The sequence below is a fragment of the Xenorhabdus doucetiae genome (assembly GCF_000968195.1).
GTDB classification, from domain to species: Bacteria; Pseudomonadota; Gammaproteobacteria; order Enterobacterales; family Enterobacteriaceae; genus Xenorhabdus; species Xenorhabdus doucetiae.
The window spans coordinates 1,619,832-1,645,868 of sequence record NZ_FO704550.1; the positions used below are offsets into that span (position 1 = coordinate 1,619,832).

Below are 26,037 nucleotides of genomic sequence, written 5' to 3' on the forward strand. Positions count from 1 at the left end.
TTACTGACTCCATTCAACTCTGGGTGAACTGAACATCAACATGACTTTCTCACACCATTGGTGATAATTTTCGTTGGAAAGCCCTTTTTCTTGCCGGGGTTCAGCGAGTAATGGCTGCACCAGTCCCTGATGTTTAAGCAATGTTTGCACAGAAGGAGAGCATTTCTCCCAATCCAATACCGTGCGGTAGGGACTTGATTGATAAGCCGCGTACAGTGAGGCATGGTGAATATCATCTTCAATGGCATGAAATTTTAGCTGATCTCTCAATGCCGCAAATTTTTCTTCGGCAGCAGTATAAAAAGCCGTGAAAATATTTCTGACCAAGGGGGAAATCATCTCCCTGTTTGTTAAGCGAAGGCGTAATGCCCCGCCAGTACGGATAAGTTTATTGCCGTTGAAAGAATAATAGGCAGCATCAACATGCAGGATCTCCTGTAGGCAATCTTTCCTGCCATAGCCTTGGGAAAGATCCAGAAACAGATGCGCATGGGAAGTGTTCCGCTTTTGCTGCAAAAATGCTGTATATCCCGGATCGATATAACCTAAAGGGTGGGCGAGAAGTACGGCACAAGGTTGTGGCAGGATTTTTAGCATGTCCAGCATAGCTTGGATATCTGCTTGCAAAACCACGCTGGCCTGTTCCGGCGGCAGAACGGGATAGAAAAGTGGCTGCCAATGAGCGGCATAAGCGGATTCAACCATACTCTGACATATCCACTCCGGCATCAGGCAGTTACCTTGAGGTGCAATAGCCTGAAGATCTGCACGGAAAAGATCCCGTACCGAGTCACCATAGTGAATGATATTTTCCGAAAACGGGTTATTGCGGTCAGCTATCATGGTGTGATCCTGAGATGAAGCCGTTCAATATACCGGTTGGCTAATTGGTCATAGAATTCACTGTTTCTGCCCCAGAGATCAATCTGAAGGCCAGTGTAAGGGCAGTAAAGCATCTCGAGATGATCCATCAGACAATGAATTCCCATCAGGCTTTCCCGGCCTTGATAACTGCAACCCCATTTAGCGGCATACCATTGACCCGCACCGTCATTTAGCATCAATGACCAGGCACCGGGTGTACCCGTATCATCATAAGTGACAGCCAAATGGTATTGGTGACTTTTGGCTAACAGGCCGGGGAGATACTGGAGATCTTCACGGTTCAGGCTGCGCATATCACTGTGCTGAGTGGTTTTCCAGCTTCTGGCATCGACATATAAGGCATCTTGCCAGAGTTGCTCAATTTGCCCTGAGGTGCTGTAACGAGTGACGGTATTGTAGCTATGCGCTTTTTTCAGGCTGCGTTTTAATCGTGTCGAATGTTGGAGCAAAAAGTCAGTGACGGTTGTTTGCGGCGGGATGTTGACAACGGGAGCTAACCATTGGCTCTCTGCATGGCACTGTAATCCATGCTGCTGCGCTAAATGATGTAAATAGCGGTAGGCATGGGATTCAGCATTCAAATAGTTAAATACAATGGATTGGGATTGCTGCTGTAAAAAAGCGAGCAATTCTGTTTCTTCTTTCGCCGTAAAAGTAAAATCAAAGAAAGTATTGCTTTGCCACTGCTGGTGGCCTTCTTGCCAGACCAGATCAATATGCTTAAAACGCTTAAGTTCCGGGTAACGCAGCGCCGTTCCCAGACGCCATAAATGGGAAGCGGTTGGATTAGCGAAACCGTTAACTGGCGCAGATTGCTGCATAATCACCTGGCTTATCCGTGCCACAATTCTGTCTGTCGAATATTTCGCGCTATCCAGCAAAATTTCATCAGGTAACGTGTCATTCCACAAACTATCCTGAGCGACTTCTCTGATCCGGGAAGCAGGCAAACGATCGTCGATCGCGCGTTCCTGATTACGGGTAATCAGTGTTGCTTCCTGTGCAACCAGCCGATAATGTAGAATGCGGACATTTTTTCGGCTAAACAGGCCATGAATAGCGTCAATCTCTTCGGGATAAATAAATACGCCATCCAGAATAATCAGATCACTACCGGCATCAAGGCAATCATCAGCCACCTTTAAGAGTCGCAAGGTATCTTCCAGAATAATTTTTTGCGTCAGGTATGATCGTGGTTCAACGAAATGGTGAAAGGTATCCCACGGTAAATAGGATACCGTTAACCCCTGTGCCAACATGGCTTCTTTCAATTGGTGACACGTAGTGGATTTGCCACTTGCCGGTGTTCCCCTAATAACCACAACGGTCTTATGCTTCATCGCCCAATACCTTTATTACTTAAAACGTTTATTACTCAAAACGTTTATTGTCCAAAACCTTGGCTTGCCAACCCTGCATAATATCGACAATAGAATGTGGGTTAAAGATAGCCTGATAGTAATCATCATGACCTATTTTAGCGGCACGATGGATGATCTGTTTGTCAGTCAGACGCAATTCGATTTTATGATTGCTATTACCCAAACACATTTCTTTACCTTGAGTATTGGGTGCCGGAGGGTAAAGCCATAGGTTGCAATTTTGTCCAAGCGCATGAGAGTAAATCTGGATGGCTTTTTGTTGCGTAGTATTTTCCACAAACAAGGCTTGTTGTGGGGGAATACTAAGGGCCGCGTTGAGAAATTCGGGGGTATAAAGGCTAATATTGCGGTAATACACCTCCAGCATCATTTGCTCTTCATCGGTTCCCTGCGGATAAGTGGCATCCGGTTTTTGGGCATAAAGGCCATATAGCCTTGATGGTGGCAAAACCGTCTTGATATGGGGAACCCAATGATCAATATGCTGGCGGATTTTATCCTCAGAGGTGTCTATCCAATAAATGGGAGGTAAAGGCATATTCAGTTGTTCCAACGTATAAATAATGCCGGCTTCCAGCCACTCCCTCATTACCGTATGGTTGGCCTGTTCAGGATCAAAATGCAATAAATCGGCCATCATGAGCGCTTCATGAGACTGAAAATAGAGATAAACCGGCGCATTGTGTTGTGAAGCGATGATTGCCGGTAGCAGGGAATCGATCAAATCCTGTAGAGAAAGCCGGGCGGGGACGCCTTTAGCGTAACAGATACAAGAGCCTCCCAACACAGATTGGACTGGCTGATTATGATTGCCAAGTTGGGTGAAAAAGTCATTGTCCAATATCATGCTGGCTTTCCTCCCATTACCCACTGTAAGACATTTTCATAAATTGCGTTATCAATAGGCACGGGCAGACAAATGCGATCCGCCACAATCGCAGGGTGCTTCGTTAAGGCGGGTACAGGGAGCGGAGCTGGGTGCAGGCTCCAGGGGAAATGGTCAGAGTAGGGTGAAAGTTGATTTTTTATAATCGGGTGATTAGCCAAATCCCAGGCTTTCCAATCATATAGCAGGGTTGAATTGGAACGTTCGGCGGGCAATTTGCTGCGTTTTAGCCAGACAGAGACGGGGATCGTCCCTTCCGGGCGTGGAATCACCCAATCTGTAGGCAAATATTGCAGGATTTCTTGATAACGTTTGATTAATAAGGTGCGAAACTGTTCGATATTCTCCAATTGGTCAATCAGCAAGGTAGCTTGTATTTCGTTGAACTTATTGTTGTCACCAAAACCAATACTTTTGCTCCAATCTGGATAGCCTTCTGCGGTACGTTCCGCGCCGTGGTCAGTCATCATGCAGGCATTGATAAACAGAGGATGATTTTTGGCAATCAGTAAACCGCCTTCACCGCTGCTGATTAATTTATTGGCCTGAAAACTGAAACAACCATACTCACCAAACGTACCGACAGGCTGATGTTGGTATTTCACTCCCATCGCTTGTGCGCAGTCTTCAATCAGGTACACATGATATTGTTGGCAAATTTGGGCGATTTCAGCAATTGAAGCGGGAGTCCCTTCCAAATGAACGGCAATGACCGCCAGAGGTTTTGTTTCCATTTGATTTAATGTGCGTTTTAGCGCTTTTGGGCACATCATGCCATTGTTATCGACATCAACAAGAATAGGAATTAATCCACAACTCAATACAGCATTGGCCGTCGCGATAAATGAAATAGAAGGAATGAGCACCCATTGCCCTATTTTAGGTCTGAGCCCAAGCAGCGCAGCCTTAAGCGCAACAGTCCCATTGGTGATTAGCATGGTGTGTTGGGTATGCAGGATATTTTGTAATAACGTTTCTGCCTGAAAGCAATATTGGCTCTCTGTGGCATACCTGAACACCGCTTTATTATCAAGGACAGTTTGCAAGCGGATTTGTACATTATCAGCAATTTTGGTGTTACCGAGAAAAGGTCTAAGATATGACATATTATTATCCTAATAACGAATAGACTTATTAATATCACCTGCGCCAATGATGCACCGGAGCAGGGACTTTATTTATTTGAATGATGAAGTAAACAGCGATTGCAATCAGTAAAAATAGAGAGAAACCAACCACCGGTAAAAAATATTGGCTGGAGTCAGGTGCAATGGATACGGTGATTGCCGCTATTGGGAATGAGAAATTCATTGTGACCTGAAATAAAGAAAATAACCGGCCTTGTTGCATTTCCAACCCTTTTTGATAAATGGTGTTGGTAATTAATACATTAAAATAAATTATTGCAATGTTATAGAGCAAATAGAAAAAGGATTTTGCATAAAATGTATGTAGTTGAAAAAACAGAATGCCAAAAATAAACAAACTAATAAATATTGTAATGGGATAACGCTGGATACGGCTATTAACGCGGGTTTTATTGAGTAAGGTTGTACAGAAAATCGGGATCAGGGCACTAAGTAAATAGAACAGGGTGACCAGCCCATAACTTTTATTCGCCAAACTTTCCATGACAACAACAGGCAGTGCCACCATCAGAAACGCATTAGCGAAAATGGTAAAGACAACAGCAATGGCCAAAGTTTTATAATAGCGCTGTTGAAATACAGAACGTAGCCCACCAGTTAATTGAGATCTTTGTGCTGCTGTACGTTTTACCTGCATTTTCATCATAAGATAGCAGATATAGAAATAAGGGAGCAGGGAAAATAATTTGATCGCCACAATCGTATCTATCCCTTGTGTAATCCCCAGTAAAGCACCCAAGCCGGGGCCGAGGGCGGAAATAAGCGAAGTGGCAATAACAATATAGAGAGAGACATTTAAATGTTTACCACCTTGTTGCTCTGCCCAGTCATTAAGTTCATGCCAGGCAACACGTGACCACGGAATTTCATAGGCAAAAAGAAATTCTAATATGGCAATAAATAAAAGTAGCATAATAGGCGGAAATGCGATTTTACTCACTAACAATATCAATAATAATAAGGTGCTAAAGATTTCAATCAACAATATAACAATACGAAACTGCCAAATATCTGTGGCATAATCGATTTTATAACCCCATAACAAAGCACCCATAGAGGTAAATAAAAATATGATACCCATATTGGCATAATAGTAGGTCATTGGTGTACTATCAGATAATAATATATAGGGGTATCCGACAGCAAGAATACTTGAGCCAACACCATTAATAATTAAAGAAATGAGAAACAAACTTCTTATCATCGTATTAATCTTTTTTTAGGGTTGTATAATGAAATTTATCTTTATAATTTTCTAAATATTGCAGACAGGTATATTCACTTTTAGCAGAGCAAATAATATAGCCCATTTTTTCAGTATAATGGGTGTTGGAGAAATAACTGCCGGTTTGCGCATATTGTTCCCATTCAATAACGTGTTCATCAATAATTTCTTTTATGGGTGTTATGGCGTCTACCTTTCCCATCGGGGGATTAAAAATGATCATGCCAATACAATGGGGATCGGCATGCCCTGTGGCGAGAGAAGGCACGTTACCAATCGAAGCCGGGGAAATCAACGCTTTGATAAAGACATCAAAGGCATGTTTATGATTGGCTTGTGCATGAAGATCGAATAGCCTGAGTCCGGGCGGACGCGATGCGGTTTCGCAAAGTATCAGATTATTGGTATTTTCTTCAATAAAAATCTCAGTATGGGTAAAACCGTATTCGAGGTTGAATGCCTGCAATACCCGCCGGTTAAATTCAAACAGCTTATGGCTGTCTGGAGAATCCGGCAGCATGGTATGCCACATAAAATGGCCGGGTTCGGTTTGGTCGGCAGGGAGCAATGAACAAGCGTAAACACCGATGCCTTGATAGAGTATCTTATGCCGGAAGACGGCGGTATCAACATGCAGTAACTGGCCTTGGATTTTTTCTTCAACCAGATACGCTTCCGGGGCATCAAGAGCCTGCAATGCACAGAGCAAAGAAGTGCGGTCTGAATAGGCGGTAACACCCATCGATCCCCAAAATGAGCGGGGTTTGACAATAAAACCGGCTTGGTTGCCTTTGTGTTTGGCGGCATTCTCGACTGATTCGGTAAACGCCTCAAAATGTTCAGGGGAGATGAGCATTTCTGACGCCAGCGTGAATTTTGGACAATAAAGCCCCTGTTCATTGGCAATCTTGCGCATTATCCACTTATCTCTAAATGATCGGGCAACCTCAATAAGATGGGTATCATGGTTAATATGCGCTGCCACAGTCGCCATCAATTCAACATGTAGCTCAGAAAAAGCCATAAAATAGTCGATGTGAATGGGAGCGGTAATCATTGACAGGTTTTTTTTGACCTGTTTCAGCGCCTCGATTATTTTTTTATCGGCATGGTTAACCAACGGATCATCAATCACTAAATAGGCCAATGCTAAAGAACAGTCCGTTGAATCCAGCCATTTTCTCTTAATCAACAGAATCATATTTACATTATGTTGATAGCATAATTGAATAAAGCGTTCACTGTCTTGGATATCCGGCAGACAGAAAATCGTCGGCTGCCCGCAATGAAAACTCACCTGATTATTGATATGAATTTCTAGAGACATCGTTTTACCTTAATCTATTGGCAGGATCACAGCCTTTAATACAATCGCAGGTGATGACGGGATACATTTTTTTGCGAAACAGTGAGAACTTATCGCCATGCCAAATATCATGCAGTGAATGCTCCAGAACATTGCCCATAATATATTGATCAGGATTGGGTCGGTACATCGTCGTATCGCAAGGGTAAACATTTCCTGTTACGGCATCAATGAATAATGTTGTCAGTGGGATCGCACAGGCTTTTTTACTGGAAGCGTTATAATTCCCTATTTCGGCGCGGGAATAATCGTCTTCATTGCGGCCGAAAATTTCGTAATTGGCATCCATAAATAAATGGCGTGAAATCTGTTTATTTTCCAGCAGGGTAGTTATTTTCTGCATAAATAATTTAATTTGTACTGTATTTAAAAACAGCAGAGGATAATCTTTAATCGGGATCAAATTAACACCATCAACACCCAATTCAGCCATTTTAAGCAAAAACTTATCAATAGTGTCATAATTTAGTGAAGTCACCACATGGTTGACAACAATAATCGAAGATGGTATTTCCTGTTTAATATATTTCATTGCATCATAAAGGTTATTTGTTAACCAACGAATGCCACGTGATTCCCCATTTTTTTCAGGTTCGACATGGTCAATAGAAATATAAAATTTTCTGACAAGATGGCTTTTATTTTGTATCCGATTGAAGATCTTTTTTGATAACGCTGTTCCATTGGTGGTAATGGAAATCGGTGTATTTTTATTACCATCCAGAATAGCCAGAAAATCTTTTGATAAAAAGGCTTCACCCCCATGAATATTAACTTCCTGTGGTGAAAGCGCCTCCAGCTCTTGCCAGAGTTTAACCATGTCTATTTGTTTGTGTGCATCAATTTGGGCGGTTTGCCAGACATCGCAAAATTCGCAACGTGCATTACAAATATTATTGATACGGATAAACGCATAGTTAAGTTTAGGTACGGCAAACAGCCTTTCCGGGTCCAGACCGATAGGGTATTTCGCAATAGCAATTGTCTCTTCCATATTATTTTCCACGTGATTATAAATCCAAAAGTGATAATTCTTATTATTAATAAAAATTAAAATGAATATAATTGGTTTTTATTTTTATAGATTTGCGACTCTACAGCAGTTTTACATATGGTCAATATCAAAAATGAGGGCTGGTGATATTAATATTTGTAAATATCATCACAAACGAAAAGGTATTGGTGGGGAAACTTTATGTTATCAGTAAATGTTACAGGTAGCGAGTACACAAGGTAAGATTGAGCATTATTTTAGTGTTAGATTAGTTCAAACCTCGATACGATCCAATTAATGATTACAGATGAATATGGGAATTTCAAAATCGTAGATCACTTCCTTACTCCTTGCGGAGTAAGGAATTTTCATAATTTAAGTGATGGTGAATTAGCTACTTGTATTATTCACAGTCTAAACTATCCCAAGGTGGAACAGTATCAATTTGCCCTTTCCATTCTTGACTGATCATTTTAGTTCCATCTACATTCACACTATAAGAAAAATCAATTTTTCCGTGATCGTGCTCATTAAATGAATCATTACCTGCAAGATAGATTTGAGGGATGCCAATTATTACATAATTAGTGATACCATCATGACCTGCTGTAGTTGGCATTTTCACAGGACTAAAGTATTTATCTAACCTTTTTTGTTTGGATTTAATATGCAAACTCAACGTAACTTCACTATCTAAAGGTATTTTAGTCTTGTCGTTAGGATCATTTGTTCCAATAATCTTAACAAATAACCCAGCGTGATCGATATTGTTTTTATAATTAGAAATAGCCTTACAATTTACAATATCACTTTCAGTAATTAAGTCGCTTTCTTTCGTTCCGAAACTGGAATAAACTTGACATTTTTCGTAAACGTTATCCGCAGGAGGAACATCTTTTATGTATGTAAACCCGAGAGAGTCTGAAACTAATCTATCCGCATTTTCTTTAATAACACTATAGTAAAAATTAACCTTTTTATTATTTCCAGAGAAAATACTATAAGGCAAATTTATAAAAGGTGTTCCAAGGCGATCAGGGTCTAATAGGCGATGAGGGTTATCGATCATTTTCCCATTAATAAAGAAAAATATCGTATCACTACCTGATGAATTATCATATGGTGGTATAATAACAGAAAATGTTGAAGAACCACTATCGGCATGTAAAACTCCATTATTTTCTTCGACAATAACAGGTGCAGGTAACGAAGCTACTGAATTGCTATTCTTTTGATTACTGTCCACTATGTATAACGTTTTATCGGCCGAAATTTCGCCTGTTGCACCAAATACCTGCGAATACAGAGTAAGAACAACGGTACTTTCCTGTTTGGCATAGATATAAAAAATTAATTTACCCTGAGGATCTGTGTAAATGATGAACCCCCTTTTACTGCCAATCTTTCTAATAGGAATTTTCGTTTTTTTATCAGCATGATAAAAATCAACTTTATCAAAATTTCTGTCAGTTGTATCAAGTACATTAACGGGTGTCCCTGATAATTTGGTTGTGCCATCCTGATTTGTGATTGCGGTTTTTACTGTACTCACCTTCACAAAATATCTTCCACTTGGTGGGATATTTATATCAGTCGGCATATCTAAATAATCACCACCGACAGCCAATTGCACAGAGGCGATATCAACCGTTCTGGCGTAATAAAAAATAGTTGTTTTTCCAAAGCCTGTAGCGTCTGAATTAGGCTCAATATCGAATTGAATTTGATCGTTTTCAACGAGATCCTGATCAACATGTAATTCAACAGAAATAATTCCTTTTCTATTATTATCAGACAAAACTATTGAAGGAATATTTCTATGCAGTGCTATGCCAGAAAGATTTGTCAGATCAACACTTGCTTCACTAGATATAGGTGCATCAGACGTTAAAATGATATCGAGGACAAACTCTTCTCCTATCACCAGATCTGAACCCGACTTCACTGACGTTGTGATTTTATTAGATGTCATTATTATTTTCTCCATAAATTTTCATGATCATTAATTATCAACTGTTTCTGTTTTACCATAGTAATAATTACTGTGTTTTCGCATATTTTTATTATCAATATAATATTGAAAAATAAGGTGAGTGTAACCACCTTATTAAGGCCACGAAGAAGATATGTGGCCTTGAATTTATAATGTAGATTTGGAGTATTTATTGCCAGTTGAAGCCAAAATGAAGTGTATTTTCTACTTGGCTTTGTAGCAGAGAGCCGAATTTTTGCGCGTCACCAACCGTATAGAAAATGTCATATGAACCATCAGAACCATCTATTTCAGCCGGAAGAGCTCGAAGATTATAAGTTGAGCCATCAACTGTTATTTGAAGATTCTTATTAAGTAATCCTAATATATTTGGGTGGTTACTTTCAAAAGATAATATTATTGAACCAAAACTACCTGCATTGGGTTCATATAGAATGAATTTTGAAATATTTTCAATACCTATGTTGCTTTGGAGGTTGGTCAAAATTCCAAAATTAGATTCACCATCGGTATTATCTTTCTGGCTCAAATATCCCCAATCTTGGCTTTGGTTTTGACTCTGATCAATTCTATATTTGCTAGTCCCAATTTTAAGATCAAAAGACAGCATGGTACTTTCTGGACGCACTGACGCTAACAATTTCCAATCACAAGCCATCAAGTCTTCTGGTGTTGGTTCCCAATCATACGGAAAACTCTGCTGATCATGTTTCTCAATATGGACAGGGGCACTGCCGTCACTTTTAGTGGTAAGCTGTATATATTCGTTTGAGGCATCCCAACTGCTACGACTCACCACCTTCCCCAAATACACCTGAATTAGTGCCCACGGAAGAGAACCAATGGGTGGTACGCCATCAACTTCAACATCAACCTTCTTTTTGTATTGCTCCGGATTAAACGGACATGCAGTATTATCCAGCTTATTAATTTCAGACATAAATCCCTCACTTGTTATTGGTTAAAGGTCATTTTATCCTACTAATAAACAGCCAGTTAATATTACTTAGGTTAGATTTTTGCTTCAATAGAACGGGGCCATATAGTCGTTAATACGCATTAAAATATGGTTATGTGTTATAAGATCTGATTATTCGAAGCAATGGGTATCGGTTTAGGTGTAAGTTCAAAGTTTACTGCTAATGAAAAAACCGTACGGGGTAGGCTGCACAACAAATGCTATACTTTCGAAAACAGTAATAAAATATTTATCTATATTAAAATAGATGATTAAGTCTAATTTAAGGGGATGAGAGTCTGTTTACTTCCAGATTAACAATATTGCACTTATTATGTTATGCGAATGTCAGTAAATGTTACAGGTAGCCTGCAGAATAACACAACCTGAGCTTACGCCAACACTTAGCGAGACTGATGTGCAAAAAAGGCGAAAGGTTATACTATTTTTAAATCAAGAACAGAGTAAGGAATGATGCTTATATTAGTGTCATCAAATAAAACAATATATAAATGTCTTTTCATGTGCATTTATTGACACTTATTTTTTGAGATGTAACCTTAGCTTGTAAATACCAATAAATTTTACATGTTGAAAAGAATAATGTAATGGCTGGAAAACTCACTTTCCCAGAGGGTTTTCTAATGTTTATCAAGCGGATTATTTGTAGAGGTGATTATATGTCTATAAAGACAAACGATCTTATTGCGCCTTATTTACCACAAAGCTATCAGGGTGTTATTGATGAATCTGAATTAGACCAAGATGAATTGTTCGTCAAAATACAAAGGTATGAAAAAGTTCGGGTTGGGTACCAAATTATTGTGCATCTAAATCCCTATCTATCATCAGCACCATTTTTAATTGCAGATGAAAATATCGAGGATCCAACGTATCAAATATCCATCCCTTTTTCTACTATTCCTATCGGTAGTTATGATGTTTTCTATACTGTCACCGACTTGGTAGGGAATATAACTCAATCTGAAAGTACCCATGTCACAATTAAAAAGTCAGATTCCCCACCGCTGCCGATGATAAACGATTTGGAGGTAAAGTTTTTGACAAATGGTATGCCGGCTGATAATCGCACACCGAATGTGGTACTCATCACGGCCTTAGATGGAGAAAATAAGCCGGTACCCGGTGCGTTAATAAACTTTGTCACTAATGACCCTCATGCTCGTGTTATTCCGTCTTCTGGTGTTGCCGATCAGAAGGGGCAGGTTGTTTTTTGTGTGACATCAGATACTGACGGTCTTGTTCCAATATTAGTATCATCAATAGGAATGCGAGATAAGGTTCAAGTCTATTTTAGTGCTAAAAATTAGTTGAACCCAGCATCAATGATTACAGATAAATATGGATATCTCAAAATCGTAGATCACTCCCTTATTCCCTTACTCCTTGCGGAGTAAGGGAGTCTCATACAAATCAACACGTTGATGTCATTACCTGTTTTTGTCTTCGCCAATGAATTCGCACATCTTGAGCTTACTCTTGTTGGTGCTCATATTGGGCTGGAATTGTCGACGTTTCTGTAAAGCTCTTCTAAAGTAAATGAGAGCCTGTTGGTCTCCACCATTTTGTTTTTAGTTGATAAAAACGTCGGTTGTGCCTTGGGCACGTTAACTCCCTTTTTAAACGAAACTCAGGTTGTTTAGGGTTCCACTTATGAAAATATATCGAAAAGCGATATTGCCAATAGCCCTTAGAGTGGCTTTATTTTTCCCAGGAATCAGTGTTCATGCAGTAGCGGCTTCATCATGCGGCTCTTCAGGTACGACGACCACTATTTGCGATAATCAGACCCAACCCTATAACGTATCAGCTGGCGAAAATCTGATTATCGAGAAAAGGGCATCTATTGATGTCCCCCAAGGGGTGGATAAGGATCACTCAGATAGCTACAACTTGAAATACAGTGCGGTTAATGTTGGCAGTAACCAAGATCTGGATCCGGTGATTTCAGTCGATAGCATTGAGAATAATGGAATATTGCAAGGAAGTGGTGGCGTTACCGTAACTTATAGCGGTTCCGTTGGAAAGCTGCTTAATCATGGAAGCATAAGTGGAAATTCAGGAGCCATATGGGTTTCTGGTCATATAGGAACGTTAGATAATGATGGCGTCATCAAACCAGAAAATGCTTCTGACGCAGTTCAGTCAATCTTACTCAGTTATGGGATGCAGAATAGCGGTAAAGGGAAAATAGAGACCATCATTAATCGGAAGGGAGGATCGATTGATGGGATATCTGTCCAAATGGCAGAACTTAACACGCTTAATAACCATGGGACGCTGACATCTGAGGACAGTTTTCCAGATGATGGAACGATCTATATTCAAGGTGGCGGTCAGGTCGGCATTTTTAATAATGATGGAACTGTGACCGGACCCAATCATGGCATTGTTATTACCAATGGCGGATACCTCGACACGCTCAATAATCAGCCTGGGGGTAAAGGGATCACGGCTGATCAGGATGCTATTCAGGTCACTGGGCAAGATACATCTGGCAAGTCGTCCAAAATTAAACAGATTACCAACGCTTCTACGATATATGGAAAGCAAAATGGCATTGATATCGACGATAAAGGCGTGGTTGATACCATAATGAATTTGGATGGTGGCGTGATACAAGGAGATAAATTTTCTATCCATAATCAGGGAACCATTACCAACGGTATTGATAATGCCGGCACGATTAACGGCAATGTGGAGCTTGGCGGTGCCACTCTTTCTATGTCTGGCTCAAAGGCAACCCTCAATGGTGATGTTCACGGCACCAAAGATTCACAGGTTATCATTGGAAGTAAAGGATCTCTGGATCTGACATTTACTCACGATATGGATGTCGGGGCTGTTAAAGTATTATCGGGAAGTGCGTTACGTTTGGGGGACGGGCAGACAACAGGCCGCCTTTCCGGTGACATTGATAATCAGGGAGACCTCTATTTTAACCGTAGCGATAAGGCGACCTATCAACACAATATAAACGGAGCAGGTTCTGTTCATCAAATAGGTAGTGGCACAACCATTTTGACAGGCGCTAACACTTATACCGGTGAGACAAAAATCGAATCGGGTACCTTGCAACTCGGCGATAACGGGACGACGGGAAGTATTGATAAAACGGCCAAGGTGACCATCGGGCAGGATGGCGTACTGGCTTTTGACCACACGGCTCCCACCACTTTTGCGGCTGATATTGAAGGTATCGGCACGCTTCGCCAACAGGGAACGGGTGATTTGACCCTGACCGGTAATGTGGCTACGGGTAAACCGATTACCGTGACATCAGGCAAACTGCGGTTTGGCGATGGCACCACAATCGGCAAACTCTCACTTTCCGGCATTGATAATCAGGGCGCAGTAATTGTTGCCGGTGCGGCTAACAGTGAGGTTACCCTTGGTGGTGAAATAAGCGGAGCGGGGACGTTGGAAGTCACCGGAGGGAAAGCCATCGTGACCGGTGACAGCACCTATTCAGGCCAGACGACCATTGGCAAGGGTGCCACGTTGCAACTCGGCAATGGCGGCACGGGTGGAAACCTTGCCAAGAGCGCTATTTTAAACAGCGGTACCCTGACGTTCAATCCGAATGGAACCCGCAGCTTTGACGGTGCTATTTCCGCAAATGGTCATATCGACAAGATTGGCTCCGGCATCACAATGCTGAATTCGGATTCCTCGGCCTTCACAGGATCAACATCGGTTGAAGGCGGAACGCTTGCTGTTGACGGTAAGCTAGGCACAACAGCGTCGACCCTCAATGTTAAAAATGGGGGAACTGTTGATGGTACCGGCATCATTGGCGGTAAGACAACGATTGAAAGTGGCGGTCATCTTACCGGCAAACGCGGTAATGCTCTGACATTTGGCCATGATCTGATCCTCAGCAGTGGCGCAAATGTGGATATTTCGCTTGGGGCGGAGAATGCCCCTGCGTCTGCATTGTTTAATGTGCATGGCGATCTGACACTGGCAGGAACGCTTAATGTCACAGAACTTAGTGGTTTCGCTGTGGGTGAATACGATATTTTCAATTATGGCGGCACCTTAAAAAATAATGGAATGACATTCACGGGTGGAAAACCGGATTCGCTCTCTCTCGATACGAATAGAGGTAAGGAGGTTTATCTCACCAATACGGGCGGGATGCTCCTGAACTATTGGGATGGGGGTGATCCCCGCAAATATAACAATGGCACCATTGATGGTGGCGATGGTGTTTGGCAGGTCGGTGGAAATCATAACTGGACGTCAAAAACTGGGCAATTCAATGCCAGTTGGAAAAATACCGATCAGTTTGCCATTTTCGCTGGTACAGCGGGAACGGTGCAGGTAGATGATAGCGGCGGCAATGTCACGGTAAATGGTATGCAGTTTAGCTCTGATGGTTACAAAATCACGGGGGCTTCTCTGGTCTTAGAAAATGATCAAGGAGGCAGTGCCAAAATTCGCGTTGGAACGGGAAATAAGTCAAAAGCGGGCTGGGTTGCGACGATTGAATCAGACCTGACGGGTTCGGCAACGCTTGAGACCACAGATTACGGAACGTTAATTTTAAAAGGTAAGAATGGCTACACGGGGGGCACGAAAGTGACACGGGGTGTCCTTCAGGTTGGTGACGGTGGCATCCAAGGCAGTATTTCCGGTGATGTCGCCATAGGCAGTGAAGGGAAACTTGTCTTCAACCGTGCCGATCAAATGAAATTTTCTGGTTCCTTAAAAGGACAAGGGCAATTGGTGCAGGCCGGTAGCGGAACAACCCTCCTGACAGGCGTGAACACCTATGCAGGTACGACAGAAGTACAGGGGGGGACGCTTCGCCAAGGGGCAGAGGGAGCTTTCAGCGCCGTTTCATCCCATACTGTCGGGGAGCACGGTACGCTGGATATGGGCGGATTTAATGCGACAGTTTCCGCGTTGAATAACAGTGGCACCGTCTTGGCTGGCGGAGATGACAAAGCCGTAGGGCGTACACTGACGATCACGGGTAATTATAGCGGCAATAACGGGATGGTGAATTTATCGACCGTGTTGGAAGGCGATAACTCAAAGACTGACAGGCTTGTGGTGAACGGCAGCACATCTGGTACAACTCACCTCGCGATTAAAAATGTTGCTGGGAACGGTGCACCGACGAAGGAAGGTATCAAGGTTGTCGAAGTGCAAGGGACATCGGACGGCACTTTCAGTTTGGCAGGTGACTATCGCTATAAGGGAGAGCCGGCCGTTGTCGCTGGTGCCTATGCTTATCGTCTTTATAAGAATGGCACGGACAATACGGATGGAAGCTGGTATCTGCGTTCGTCACTGACCAGTCCGGAACCCAAGCCAGATCCTAAACCAGAACCCAAGCCCAAACCAGAACCGCCGCGACTTTATCATGCTGGTGTTAGCGTTTATGAGGCTTATGGCCGGGTGTTGCAGACGTTGAATACACCAGAAACTTTGCGTGACCGAACCGAGGGGCGTAAGGCGCAAAGACTTGGCAAAGATGAGTTCAGAAGCAGTGCTGGCGAGGGCAGCACAGACGAGAGTACAAGCAATGGGGCATGGGGGCGAATGACCGCCTCATACGGTAAATTGTCGCCACATGTCTCGACATCCGGTGCGGATGCGATCACCTACAACATGGTCCGTGCTCAGGTTGGCATGGACAAACGTTTTTATGAAAATAACCAAGGTTCAGTCACTGGCGGTGGTTTCCTGCAATATTCGAATGTTAATGCTAATGTAGGTTCTGTGCATGGTGAAGGTAATATTCGGGCAAATGGTTATACGCTAGGCACGACAAGCACGTGGCACGGCAATAATCAATTTTATTTGGATGGATTGGCTCAGGTGACCTACTTTGGCAATGACCTGAATTCAAAGACGGCCAGCCGGCATTTGGGAGATAATAAGTCCGCGCTGGGATATGCGCTAAGCCTGGAAGCAGGACAACAATTTGACTTGACGCCGGAATGGTCACTGACTCCGCAAGCGCAGCTCGCTTTCTCTTCTGTCAAGATGAATGATTTCCATGACACGTTTGGAACCAAAATCCGCTTTGACCAAAGCGAGAGCATGAAACTTCGCTTAGGCACGACGATAGATTATCGTCAAAAATGGCGTGATGAGCAGAATAAGGATGGAAAAGCCGCAAATCTTTACGGTCTTTTCAACATTCGTCAGGAGCTTTTGGGGCGTAATGACACGGTTGATGTTGCTGATGTTACCTTCCACGCTGGGAATGACCGCACGTGGGCGGAGAGCGGTGTCGGTGGTTCCTACAGTTGGAATGATAATAATTCTTTCGTCTATGGTCAGACTTCAGTTAATACCAGCCTGAATAATTTTGCCGACAGCTACGAGCTAAGCGCAAAAATTGGTCTAAAAGCGACTTGGTAATGCTGGAATTAACTAAAAAACCGTGGGTATTATCCCACGGTAAAGAATTTCAGAGATCTTTGTTGATTAAAAAGCGGGCGGTTACCCGATGTGATAGAGAGACCACCCAGTTAGACAGATAAAAAAATTATTGTATTCGATTGTGCCGCTATTATCTTAATGAAGGTGACCGTCAAATAGCAGTCACCTATTCTGGTCAGGGCATTACTCTACCGAATCTCCTCTTTCTCCTGGTGCTACTGTACCGAAGCTTCTGGTGAAAATTTTCGATTTCTGGTTCTGGGCAAGACGGCTGTAGTCTATCGTGAATACTGCCACATCATAACCATCTGCTGAGTCATACCCCATCAGTTTATCGGGCGTGATGGTAACCTTATAATAGCCATTTGTTATTTCTGCTGATTGCACGATGTGATTTTCAACAACCACAATCGGCAAAGGACGTGCTTTTTGAGGGTAGATATCGACATAGTGTGAGATATAGACTTTAATCGTGATCATGTCACCTGAGGTAATTGTATGCTCCAGATCATGAGGGTCGGATGGCAATCTAACCTCAAGCCCTTTTGTGCCGATGCTATAGATATTAATGGGTTCATGTTTGCTAATATATCGTCCCCACTGGTCATATACCTCCGGAGCAAGAAGAGTTCGGTGCTTGTCATTAGCACTTGGACCATTCATGTCACCATTATCATAATTTATGTAATTAAGTTTGGAACCTGCTGGGTTGCCTTTTTGGTTAAGAGCGATATAGCTGATAAAATTATCGCCATTGTACATGTCGTCATAAGAGGCTTTAAATTTATAATATCCGTTTTCTTCAATCTCTAGCTGCCCAACGCACAACTGTTTTTTATAAATATCTTTGTCATTGTCCGTCACAAATCCGATGATGAAATCACCGGATTTAGCTCCTTCGTAGCTAAGAACCATGAAATGGAACTCATCCGCTTGATCCGGCTTTGTTAAAGTAGAGGACGAATATGTTTCCTCAATGGCTGGAGGCTCAAAGTTGCTGGATATATCAATCGGACTAGTGTTAGCAAATATGATTTGTGTTTGATTGTATTCGATATTGCTGAATATCGTATCAATACTGACGAATTGGCTGATATTTTTAGTGGCGTATATTTTTAAGTTAACAGCAGTGGTTGATGGTTTATTGAGCAGGTAATAATAATACAGGTTTTCTTGATCAATCTCATAAGGTGGGATTTCAACCATGTCCTCTGTGAATATTCGCAGGGGACCTGTTGTACGAAGCGGAATATCATAGTTTGAAATTGGACTACCTCCTCTTATCACCGGGTTAATTGACGCCGAAATGAATGGATTGTTTGTTGTGGGGGGATTACCAGAGAAGTCTACCGGATTTCGGTCGTATAGATAAGCCGACGATACTCTCAGTACACAAGTATCCGGTTTTAGATCTGGATTGTCGACAGGTTTATAGTCTACCGATCCATTTGGCTTGCTTGCTGTTTTCGCAGTAAACGAGATTTTGTAATCACTAGTAGTATCGTCCGCAAGAAATACCATTTGTTGGATAAAATTATTTCTAACAACTGCACCCGGGAATTTCTTTATCAAATGTACACCTGTTGAACTAACAATATCTATTTCTGTATTCGCACTAAAAGATGTCTCACCACTCACTGTGACAACCACACTAAATGGTTGTCCTTTGATAATACTAGCGTTGGTTGCAGGAAGTATCTCAATTTTTGCAGCCATGATATTACTCCTTTCAAAATATAAGTTTGTTAGGACTATTTATGTTTAGAAAAAACTATAACTGATCGATATATTTACTTATGTGGCATTGTCACTTAACATATCCATTGGATATTAATTTTTATGATTGGCAATCAGAATTGCACGTATAATTAATAACGGCAATGCCTTTGATAAAAAAAACAATTAAATGCTAAAGTTAATATAAATTAATTCTCTTACTCGTATTTTGTTTAATTAATTATCAATAAAAGAGATGAGTTTGATATTGTATTTATTGTGTTAACCAACAGATAACTTTTTATTATCACACAATAACAAAAATTCATTACCTCGTTGGCAATAGGTTCTCTTTACAAACGATTGCCCCGTATTGGTAAAACACGCTGGAAAGGCGGTAAACGTAAGGCAGGCAAGAGCCACATTCCGAATCGGGTGGATATCAGCCAACGTCCTGCTATTGCGGATAAACGGGCGCGCGTCGGCGATTTTGAAGGGGATACGATATGCAGTCAGAATGCTTATCTGGTCACGCTGGTTGATCGAAAAAGCCTCGCAACTCGCGGGGCTTGAATATGAGCGTAGATTTGGGTTATTTCCAGTTGAAACAAAAACGCAATGTTTTATCTAGGTTTTGTTTCATTAGGTCACCTAGTTTTTTTGCGTCACCAAGCTCATAGACGAAATCAGTTGTAATTGTATTTGCAGTACTATTCCTGCTAGCACCGAGATGATAAGTTGAACCATCAACCATTACTTCAAGATTCTTTCTATATAAGTCCGGTTGATTTTGGGTGTCAACACTCAGGTCTATTTCCTGAGAATTATCAATGAGCGGGTCAAATAAGCGGAACATTTCGATAATTCGGATGCCTATAGTGCTTTGGAAGTTAGTCAGAGTACCATAAGAGCCTTGGGCATATCCCCAATCTTGATCCCTGCCGCTATTATATTGGGCTGTTCCTATCTTAAGATCAAAAGACAGCATGCATCCAACTGGCTTTGGTTCTATCTTCACCAACTGCCAATCACATGATATCAAGTCTTCTGGTGTTGGTTCCCAATCATACGGAAAGCTCTGCTGATCATGCTTCTCAATATGGACAGGGGCACTGCCGTCACTTTTAGTGGTAAGCTGTATATATTCGTTTGAGTCATCCCAGCTGCTACGACTCACCACCTTCCCTAAATACACCTGAATTAGTGCCCACGGAAGAGAACCAATGGGTGGTACGCCATCAACTTCAACATCAACCTTTTTTTTGTATTGGTCTGGATTGAATGGACAATTCAAGTCAGTGTTATCTAGCTTATTAATTTTAGACATAAATCCCTCACTTGTTATTGGTTAAAGTACAAGGTCATTTTATCCTACTAATAAACAGCTAGTTAATATTACTTAGGTCAGATATATTTATCTTAAAATAGACGATTAAGCCTAATTTAAGGGAGTGAGCGTCTGTTTACTTCCAGATTAACAATGTTGCACTTATTATGTTATGCGAATCCAAGAAAATATAATATTTCTCTTGCTCGTATGTTGTTCGAGCAATGGGTATTACATGCTTCTGATAAAAGGAGACATGCTAATAACAGTAATTATTAGCATGTTAGATACTTTGGTTATTCAGGTACGTATGTGTCGAATCCTCTGGTGAAAAGTTGTGATTTCTGGTTTTGGGTAAGGCGACTATATTCTATAGAAATAGAACCTTCATAGGCTCCTTTTGCTGTGTCATAATCCATAAGTTTATCGGCTTCAATGGTATGCTTATAATAACCATTATCTATATCATTCTGTTTTAAAACGTAATTATAAATAGCAATGATGGGCAATTGACGCACTGGATTTCTCATATCAACACTGTATGAAATATAGGCTTTAATCGTAATGGAATCACCCACGGCGAGCTTATTTGGATCATGAGTGGCGACTGGCAGCCAGACTTCAATTCCTTTCTTTCCGACACTGTTGATATTGACTGCCTGATGTATACCAATATATCGACCCCACTGATCATATACCTCCGGAGCAACCAGAGTCCGGTTTGGGTCATCGGGATCAGGGCCATTATTGCCGCCGCTCTTATAATCTATATAGCTGGGTTCGGATCCAACGGGGTTGCCCGTGTTGTCAAGAGTAACATAGCTGATAAAGTTGAGCCCGTCATACATAGCGTTGTAATCAACTTTAAATTTAAAATATGAATCTTCAGCAGCCTCCAATTCACTGAATATCAATTCTTTTTTATAAATATTTTCATCATCATTTGTTACAAATCCGATTAAGAAGTTACCGGGAGATAAGTTATTATTCTGAGGAACCATGAAATGGAAATAATTGGGCTTATCTGGCCTGGTTAAAGTAGAAGATTGATAGGTTTCCTGAATGCTCGGCGGAGCAAAGTCGGCGGATGTAGTAATTGGAGAAGTAGCAATGAATATAGTTTGTTTTTGGTTAAACTCCATCTTGCTAAATATTGTTTCAAGCCCGACGAATTGATCGATTCCTTGAGTGGCGTATATTTTCAGATTAACAGCTTCTGTTGATGGCTTATCAATCAGATAATCGTAGTACTGATTTTCAAGATCAGTTTTATAAGATAAAATTTCAGAATCGTCCATCCTGAATATCCGCACAGGTGCCGTTGCACGAAGCTGAATATCATAATATTCCGAAATTGGACCCCCGCCAATGATCTTCGGATTGATTGACACTTGAATGAATGGATTGCTTGGTGTGGGAGCCGCACCTGATAAGCTAACGGGATTTGGGTCGTACAGATAAGACGAAGAACCTGTGAGTAAGCAAGTCGCTGGATCCAGATGGGGATTATCGACAGGTTTATAGTCTACCGAACCATTTGGCTTGCTTGCTGTTTTCGCAGCAAACGAGATTTTGTAATCACTAGTCGTATCGTCCGCAAGAAATACCATTTGTTGGATAAAATCAGTTTTAACAACTACACCTGGGAATTTTTTTATCAAATGTACACCGGTTGAACTAACGATATCTATTTCTGTATTCGCTCTAAAAGATGTCTCACCACTCACTGTGACAACCACACTAAAGGGTTGGCCTTTGATAATACTAGCGTTGGTTGCAGGAAGTGTCTCAATTTTTGCAGTCATGATATTACTCCTTTCAAAATATGAGTTTGTTAGGATTATTTATGTTTAGAAAAAACTATAACTGATCGATATATTTACTTATATGGTATTGTCACTTAACATATCCATTGGATATTGCTTTTTATGATTCGCGGCCAGAATCTCACGTATAATTAATAACGGCAATGCCTTTAATAAAAAAACAATTAAATGCTAAAGTTAATATGAATTAATTCTTTTACTCGTATTTTGTTTAATTAATTATCAATAAAAGAGATGAGTTGGATGTTGTGTTTATTGTTTTAACCAACCGATAACTTTTTATTATCACACAATAACAAAAATTCATTACCTCGTTGGTAATAAGTCGTTTAATGTGTCTTAAGTGCTCAGAAAGATTAATTTTTTATTCTTATGGGTACTGGAATATAAAATATTACACGAGGAGCTTTATATGAACACATATATTAATAATAGATTCATTCGATTGTTGCCTTACATCGGTTTTTTGTTTTTGCTATTGATATCAATGCACGTCTCTGCTGCCATTAATCTTGGAGAGATTGAAGTCACATCGGCTAGTCAAGATCTTTATGGCGATGGAAAACAGGCTTATGCCTATAGGGTAAAAGTGACCGATGCTGCCAGTGGTAAAGCTATACCCCATCTGTCCTTTGATGAAGATAAGGTGATTTGGAGCGTGGTTGATGCCAGTGACAACAATTATGCTTACGACAAGTTGCAAGGGGAAGGTAAACTGTTTTTCGGCGATCAAAGCCTGACCACGGATAAAGATGGATACTTAACTGCAAAATTGGCCAGTTTTGTCGGTGTTAATAATGTCAAGGTCAAGCTAGAAGTTGTAACGAAAGATGACAAACAAGAAAATATGGCTGACACTGCTGTGAACTTTATACCACAGGATCAGCCTGCTGGATTGTATGTGTACAGTTTTTATGGTGAAGAGGTGAATGGGAAATGGGATATACCGTATGATGCAGGAATTTCAGGGGTTGATGCCTTCTTTACGGAAAGTCAGCAGGAACCTAATAACAGGATAGATAGTATACTTGGAGAAATACGGCTTAAGAAAGAAGAGCCTCTTTTTACTTACGGCACTGAAACAGCCAGTAGTGAGGTACTCTCAGGAAGTAATGCTATCTATCAATACGGAGTCGAAGGTAAGAAATTCAAAATCGACCTAATCGCGTGGGGAGAACCATCAAAGATCAGAACGACTGTAACTAATATCCACACAGGGGCAATGGCTGCCTACACTTATACAATGAATATGCAGCGCTCTTTTATCGCTATACCAAACTCGACTGACACTGGCGCAAATAGAGTATGCGAGAAGCAGGCGATTGATACTGTAAATAACCTCAAGTATAAGTCAGTGATGTTGACGGATTTGTGGACAGAACCTGGCACACCGCCGAGTCAGATTAGACCGCTATTGAGAGAGTATCCCAATCTGCGGGATTGGCCACAGTTAAATGGTACAGGATTGTCTCCGGAGCAAGTTGTCAAGGTGATTGATAATCGTAATGGTGGCACTTCTTATGTTGGGTTTAGCCTTAAGGATCTGTCAACTAAATCCACAACAGATAGTGATACTCTCCTCTGTACGCAAGAAGAAATTTAAGTAATAAAAAAACAGAATCCAAAATTTTGAGCCTGTTTTTTTACTGATTTAATCATGTTTTTCAACGGTATTTATTAATTTATTGAAGAAACAATTTTATCAGGGGCGGGATCGCCCCTGAAGAAAGTTTATTTATGTGGCTCTTGCTCACTAATCTGTTTTTTCAAGCAAATCAATTCCGGTAACAGCTCAATCAGTAATCCTATTTGTTGCAATATCAACTGAATTTTATTGTGACTTTCAGAAGGTGCCAGATTGATTTTCTCCAGTAAATGATTCACCTCGGCTTGCCATCTATCATCATTTATCTGGCCTTGTTTTAAGGCAGATTCAACATAGCAGATGGCATGATTCAGGATTTCCAAAATGGCAGGATCATTGAGTTTATCGCGATGGGCGCCTAAGGCAGAAATATAACTTAACATGGTGTGATTAAGGCACAGTAAACGGAAAGCGGCTTCTTGGGAAATACGATCGTTTTTTGGCTCTGATGCCATATTTGAGATCACGGATGCCAGTTCAGCGTCACAATTATGGGCGTCACGGCGGGCGATGCGATAATTCAGGCTATTGCTTTTGCCTTGGTGGTATTGCCTTAAAATCGCACCCAAATAGCGGCAATTGGCTCCCATTGTCCGGGTAATTACCTGAGGTAATTGACGGAACTTCCAATCCGGCCAGATGAAACTGACGGCCAGTAAGGCAATGCCACAACCGATTAAGGTATCGATAATTCTCGGCAATGCCACTTCAAACCCTTCGCCTAATAAATTGAAACTCAGTAATACCAGTAACGTGATAAATAGCGTGGCATGGGCATATTGGCTATTACGAAAGGCAAAGAACAGCAGGCCGGAAATAACAATCAACACTAATTGACCTTCAATAGCAGGGACAAAGAAGAGAATTGGCAGGCCAATTAAAATCCCCGCCAGTGTGCCAATAACACGCAGGGCCAGACGGCGGCGGGTGGCGCTATAGTTTGGCTGGCAGACAAATAAACTGGTTAGCAAAATCCAATAACCGTGCTGTAAATCAAATAGCTGAATAATCGCATAGCCGGTACACAGCAGGGCGGACATGCGGATCGCATGGCGGAACAGGGCCGATTTGGGTGTCAGGTTACTTTTGATCCTAAACCCGATATCCCGCCAGCCAGTGAGCGCTTCCTCGGATAACTGGGTCTCTTCTTGTTTATCTTTTGCAGGGATATTTTGAGAAAGAAGATCTTGATCCGAACCTAATCCGGTTAATTGGGCATCAATGGCACGTAAGTTTTTCAATAAATTATCCAATGCCATTATCTTAGTATCCGTGCCTTGCTTACTTTTTAAACGCTCAATAGAGCTTTCAAGATAGCTGAATGCGTTTTCAAACCGTGGATTATGTTGATATTGCTCACGCAGGATAATCGATTGTGAAACTTGCTCACATGCCCTCGCCTGCATGGAAAGTAACCGCTGAACGCGGAACATAACATCGCTGTGGCGCAACACTTCTCTCAGTTTCTGATACTGAATATGGGATGAACTGGCGCGTTCATGGATATCTTGGGCAACAAAATAATAATGCAACGTATGGCGCGTACCCCGTTGCCCCCTATCACCCCTTAAGCGGCTTAACAACGAACTCTTGGCCTGATTGAGCGTGGTGACTAACGCACTGTTCGCCATCGCAACATCAAACACCGCGTGTTTATATTCCTCAGCCTCCGAGTCGGGATCAAACAGGCTGGTTTTCGCATAGAGATAGGCTGAAAGTTGCTGGTAACAGCGTGCCAGATTTTCCTGCAAGGGACGAATAGGAAATAATAGATGGCCGATTAATGTCAGCAAGTTATACCAGATTGCTCCGGTAAGCAGTAATAAAGGTTGTTGATACCAGAGAGGGAAGATTGACGAACCCAACATGGTATAAATGGCAATAAGCAAAGCCCCAAAAGCGATGGTCGCGTAACGTTGTCCCAAGGCACCAAGCAGGATAAAGCCGCACGTGGACAGGGCTAAACCGGGCATAAAAAGCCACGGATATGGAAACAGCAGGGTAATAGACGCGGAAGCAACAAAGAACGAAATTAAAGTAATGATGAGGTTGCGCAGGCGTCCAACCAGACGGTCATCCAGATCGGTTAATGCGGCCGCAACGACTCCCAGCAGCAACGGAATCGTTATTTTAAGATCTTCTCCTAATAGCCAGGGAATAAGCGTGGTTCCTGTTAGTGCAATGAATATACGGATATAATAAAGGATGTGACTGTGATACAGAAAATGGCGGGAGCTGGATAAAACCGTTCGCACAAAATACC

The 26,037-nt window shown here is 41.6% G+C and carries 17 protein-coding genes; 4 read left to right on the forward strand and 13 right to left on the reverse strand.

Annotation, left to right across the window (positions count from 1 at the left end):
• From XDD1_RS07460 to XDD1_RS18390, 9 genes are all read right to left on the reverse strand, one after another.
• On the reverse strand, nt 1-843 hold the full coding sequence (locus tag XDD1_RS07460) for a hypothetical protein (RefSeq protein ID WP_045970034.1): 843 nt from the start codon (nt 841-843) through the stop codon (nt 1-3).
• Nucleotides 840-2,225: an AAA family ATPase gene (locus tag XDD1_RS07465; RefSeq protein ID WP_045970036.1), complete on the reverse strand. Its 1,386-nt coding sequence runs from the start codon at nt 2,223-2,225 to the stop codon at nt 840-842. The genes XDD1_RS07460 and XDD1_RS07465 overlap by 4 nt, the downstream gene beginning before the upstream one ends.
• 31 nt (nt 2,226-2,256) lie before the next feature.
• Nucleotides 2,257-3,114 (reverse strand): hypothetical protein, encoded by an 858-nt coding sequence (locus XDD1_RS07470; RefSeq protein ID WP_045970038.1) that lies wholly within the window; start codon nt 3,112-3,114, stop codon nt 2,257-2,259.
• Nucleotides 3,111-4,259: a DegT/DnrJ/EryC1/StrS family aminotransferase gene (locus tag XDD1_RS07475; RefSeq protein ID WP_045970040.1), complete on the reverse strand. Its 1,149-nt coding sequence runs from the start codon at nt 4,257-4,259 to the stop codon at nt 3,111-3,113. The genes XDD1_RS07470 and XDD1_RS07475 overlap by 4 nt, the downstream gene beginning before the upstream one ends.
• Before the next feature lie 34 nt (nt 4,260-4,293).
• Complete coding sequence (locus XDD1_RS07480) at nt 4,294-5,505, reverse strand: MFS transporter (RefSeq protein WP_045970042.1); 1,212 nt, start codon at nt 5,503-5,505, stop codon at nt 4,294-4,296.
• 4 nt (nt 5,506-5,509) lie between these two features.
• Nucleotides 5,510-6,853: an ATP-grasp domain-containing protein gene (locus XDD1_RS07485; protein ID WP_045970044.1), complete on the reverse strand. Its 1,344-nt coding sequence runs from the start codon at nt 6,851-6,853 to the stop codon at nt 5,510-5,512.
• Between the two features lie 4 nt (nt 6,854-6,857).
• Entirely contained in the window at nt 6,858-7,886 is a 1,029-nt protein-coding gene (locus tag XDD1_RS07490; RefSeq protein WP_045970046.1) for a radical SAM protein, read from the reverse strand.
• A gap of 403 nt (nt 7,887-8,289) precedes the next feature.
• A complete protein-coding gene (locus XDD1_RS07495) occupies nt 8,290-9,858 on the reverse strand; it encodes a hypothetical protein (protein ID WP_045970048.1) in 1,569 nt (522 codons plus the stop codon).
• Nucleotides 9,859-10,048: 190 nt separating this feature from the next.
• Nucleotides 10,049-10,819, reverse strand: a complete 771-nt coding sequence (locus tag XDD1_RS18390; RefSeq protein WP_052705651.1) for a Thoeris anti-defense Tad2 family protein — start codon at nt 10,817-10,819, stop codon at nt 10,049-10,051.
• Nucleotides 10,820-11,445: 626 nt separating this feature from the next.
• On the opposite strand from XDD1_RS18390, the gene XDD1_RS07505 reads away from it, so the two are divergent.
• Together XDD1_RS07505 and XDD1_RS07510 are read left to right on the forward strand one after the other, a co-directional pair.
• A complete protein-coding gene (locus tag XDD1_RS07505) occupies nt 11,446-12,168 on the forward strand; it encodes an Ig-like domain-containing protein (protein WP_052705652.1) in 723 nt (240 codons plus the stop codon).
• A gap of 343 nt (nt 12,169-12,511) precedes the next feature.
• The gene (locus tag XDD1_RS07510; protein ID WP_045970050.1) at nt 12,512-17,239 is read left to right on the forward strand and encodes an autotransporter outer membrane beta-barrel domain-containing protein; all 4,728 of its coding nucleotides are present in this window, start codon (nt 12,512-12,514) and stop codon (nt 17,237-17,239) included.
• A gap of 204 nt (nt 17,240-17,443) precedes the next feature.
• Here the strand turns inward: XDD1_RS07510 and XDD1_RS07515 are convergent, their stop codons facing one another.
• Nucleotides 17,444-18,976 (reverse strand): hypothetical protein, encoded by a 1,533-nt coding sequence (locus XDD1_RS07515; protein ID WP_045970052.1) that lies wholly within the window; start codon nt 18,974-18,976, stop codon nt 17,444-17,446.
• Between the two features lie 336 nt (nt 18,977-19,312).
• Between XDD1_RS07515 and XDD1_RS20350 the strand changes: the two genes are divergently transcribed.
• Complete coding sequence (locus XDD1_RS20350) at nt 19,313-19,549, forward strand: hypothetical protein (protein WP_197541008.1); 237 nt, start codon at nt 19,313-19,315, stop codon at nt 19,547-19,549.
• Between the two features lie 19 nt (nt 19,550-19,568).
• Here the strand turns inward: XDD1_RS20350 and XDD1_RS07525 are convergent, their stop codons facing one another.
• Nucleotides 19,569-20,303: a Thoeris anti-defense Tad2 family protein gene (locus XDD1_RS07525; RefSeq protein WP_045970056.1), complete on the reverse strand. Its 735-nt coding sequence runs from the start codon at nt 20,301-20,303 to the stop codon at nt 19,569-19,571.
• Between the two features lie 296 nt (nt 20,304-20,599).
• Nucleotides 20,600-22,108, reverse strand: a complete 1,509-nt coding sequence (locus XDD1_RS07530; protein WP_045970058.1) for a hypothetical protein — start codon at nt 22,106-22,108, stop codon at nt 20,600-20,602.
• Between the two features lie 433 nt (nt 22,109-22,541).
• Here XDD1_RS07530 and XDD1_RS07535 point away from each other — a divergent pair, with 433 nt between their 5' ends.
• Entirely contained in the window at nt 22,542-23,732 is a 1,191-nt protein-coding gene (locus tag XDD1_RS07535; RefSeq protein WP_045970060.1) for an Ig-like domain-containing protein, read from the forward strand.
• Nucleotides 23,733-23,860: 128 nt separating this feature from the next.
• Here XDD1_RS07535 and yccS read toward each other — a convergent pair whose 3' ends face one another.
• A complete protein-coding gene (yccS, locus tag XDD1_RS07540; RefSeq protein ID WP_045970062.1) occupies nt 23,861-26,029 on the reverse strand; it encodes a YccS family putative transporter in 2,169 nt (722 codons plus the stop codon).
• Nucleotides 26,030-26,037: the final 8 nt, after the last annotated feature.

Excerpts from the sequence above, each read along its gene's own strand:
- XDD1_RS07460 (WP_045970034.1), bottom strand. The coding sequence starts at position 843 with ATGATAGCTGACCGCAATAACCCGTTTTCGGAAAATATCATTCACTAT.
- XDD1_RS07465 (WP_045970036.1), bottom strand. The coding sequence starts at position 2,225 with ATGAAGCATAAGACCGTTGTGGTTATTAGGGGAACACCGGCAAGTGGC.
- XDD1_RS07470 (WP_045970038.1), bottom strand. The coding sequence starts at position 3,114 with ATGATATTGGACAATGACTTTTTCACCCAACTTGGCAATCATAATCAG.
- XDD1_RS07475 (WP_045970040.1), bottom strand. The coding sequence starts at position 4,259 with ATGTCATATCTTAGACCTTTTCTCGGTAACACCAAAATTGCTGATAAT.
- XDD1_RS07480 (WP_045970042.1), bottom strand. The coding sequence starts at position 5,505 with ATGATAAGAAGTTTGTTTCTCATTTCTTTAATTATTAATGGTGTTGGC.
- XDD1_RS07485 (WP_045970044.1), bottom strand. The coding sequence starts at position 6,853 with ATGTCTCTAGAAATTCATATCAATAATCAGGTGAGTTTTCATTGCGGG.
- XDD1_RS07490 (WP_045970046.1), bottom strand. The coding sequence starts at position 7,886 with ATGGAAGAGACAATTGCTATTGCGAAATACCCTATCGGTCTGGACCCG.
- XDD1_RS07495 (WP_045970048.1), bottom strand. The coding sequence starts at position 9,858 with ATGACATCTAATAAAATCACAACGTCAGTGAAGTCGGGTTCAGATCTG.
- XDD1_RS18390 (WP_052705651.1), bottom strand. The coding sequence starts at position 10,819 with ATGTCTGAAATTAATAAGCTGGATAATACTGCATGTCCGTTTAATCCG.
- XDD1_RS07505 (WP_052705652.1), top strand. The coding sequence starts at position 11,446 with ATGGCTGGAAAACTCACTTTCCCAGAGGGTTTTCTAATGTTTATCAAG.
- XDD1_RS07510 (WP_045970050.1), top strand. The coding sequence starts at position 12,512 with ATGAAAATATATCGAAAAGCGATATTGCCAATAGCCCTTAGAGTGGCT.
- XDD1_RS07515 (WP_045970052.1), bottom strand. The coding sequence starts at position 18,976 with ATGGCTGCAAAAATTGAGATACTTCCTGCAACCAACGCTAGTATTATC.
- XDD1_RS07525 (WP_045970056.1), bottom strand. The coding sequence starts at position 20,303 with ATGTCTAAAATTAATAAGCTAGATAACACTGACTTGAATTGTCCATTC.
- XDD1_RS07530 (WP_045970058.1), bottom strand. The coding sequence starts at position 22,108 with ATGACTGCAAAAATTGAGACACTTCCTGCAACCAACGCTAGTATTATC.
- XDD1_RS07535 (WP_045970060.1), top strand. The coding sequence starts at position 22,542 with ATGAACACATATATTAATAATAGATTCATTCGATTGTTGCCTTACATC.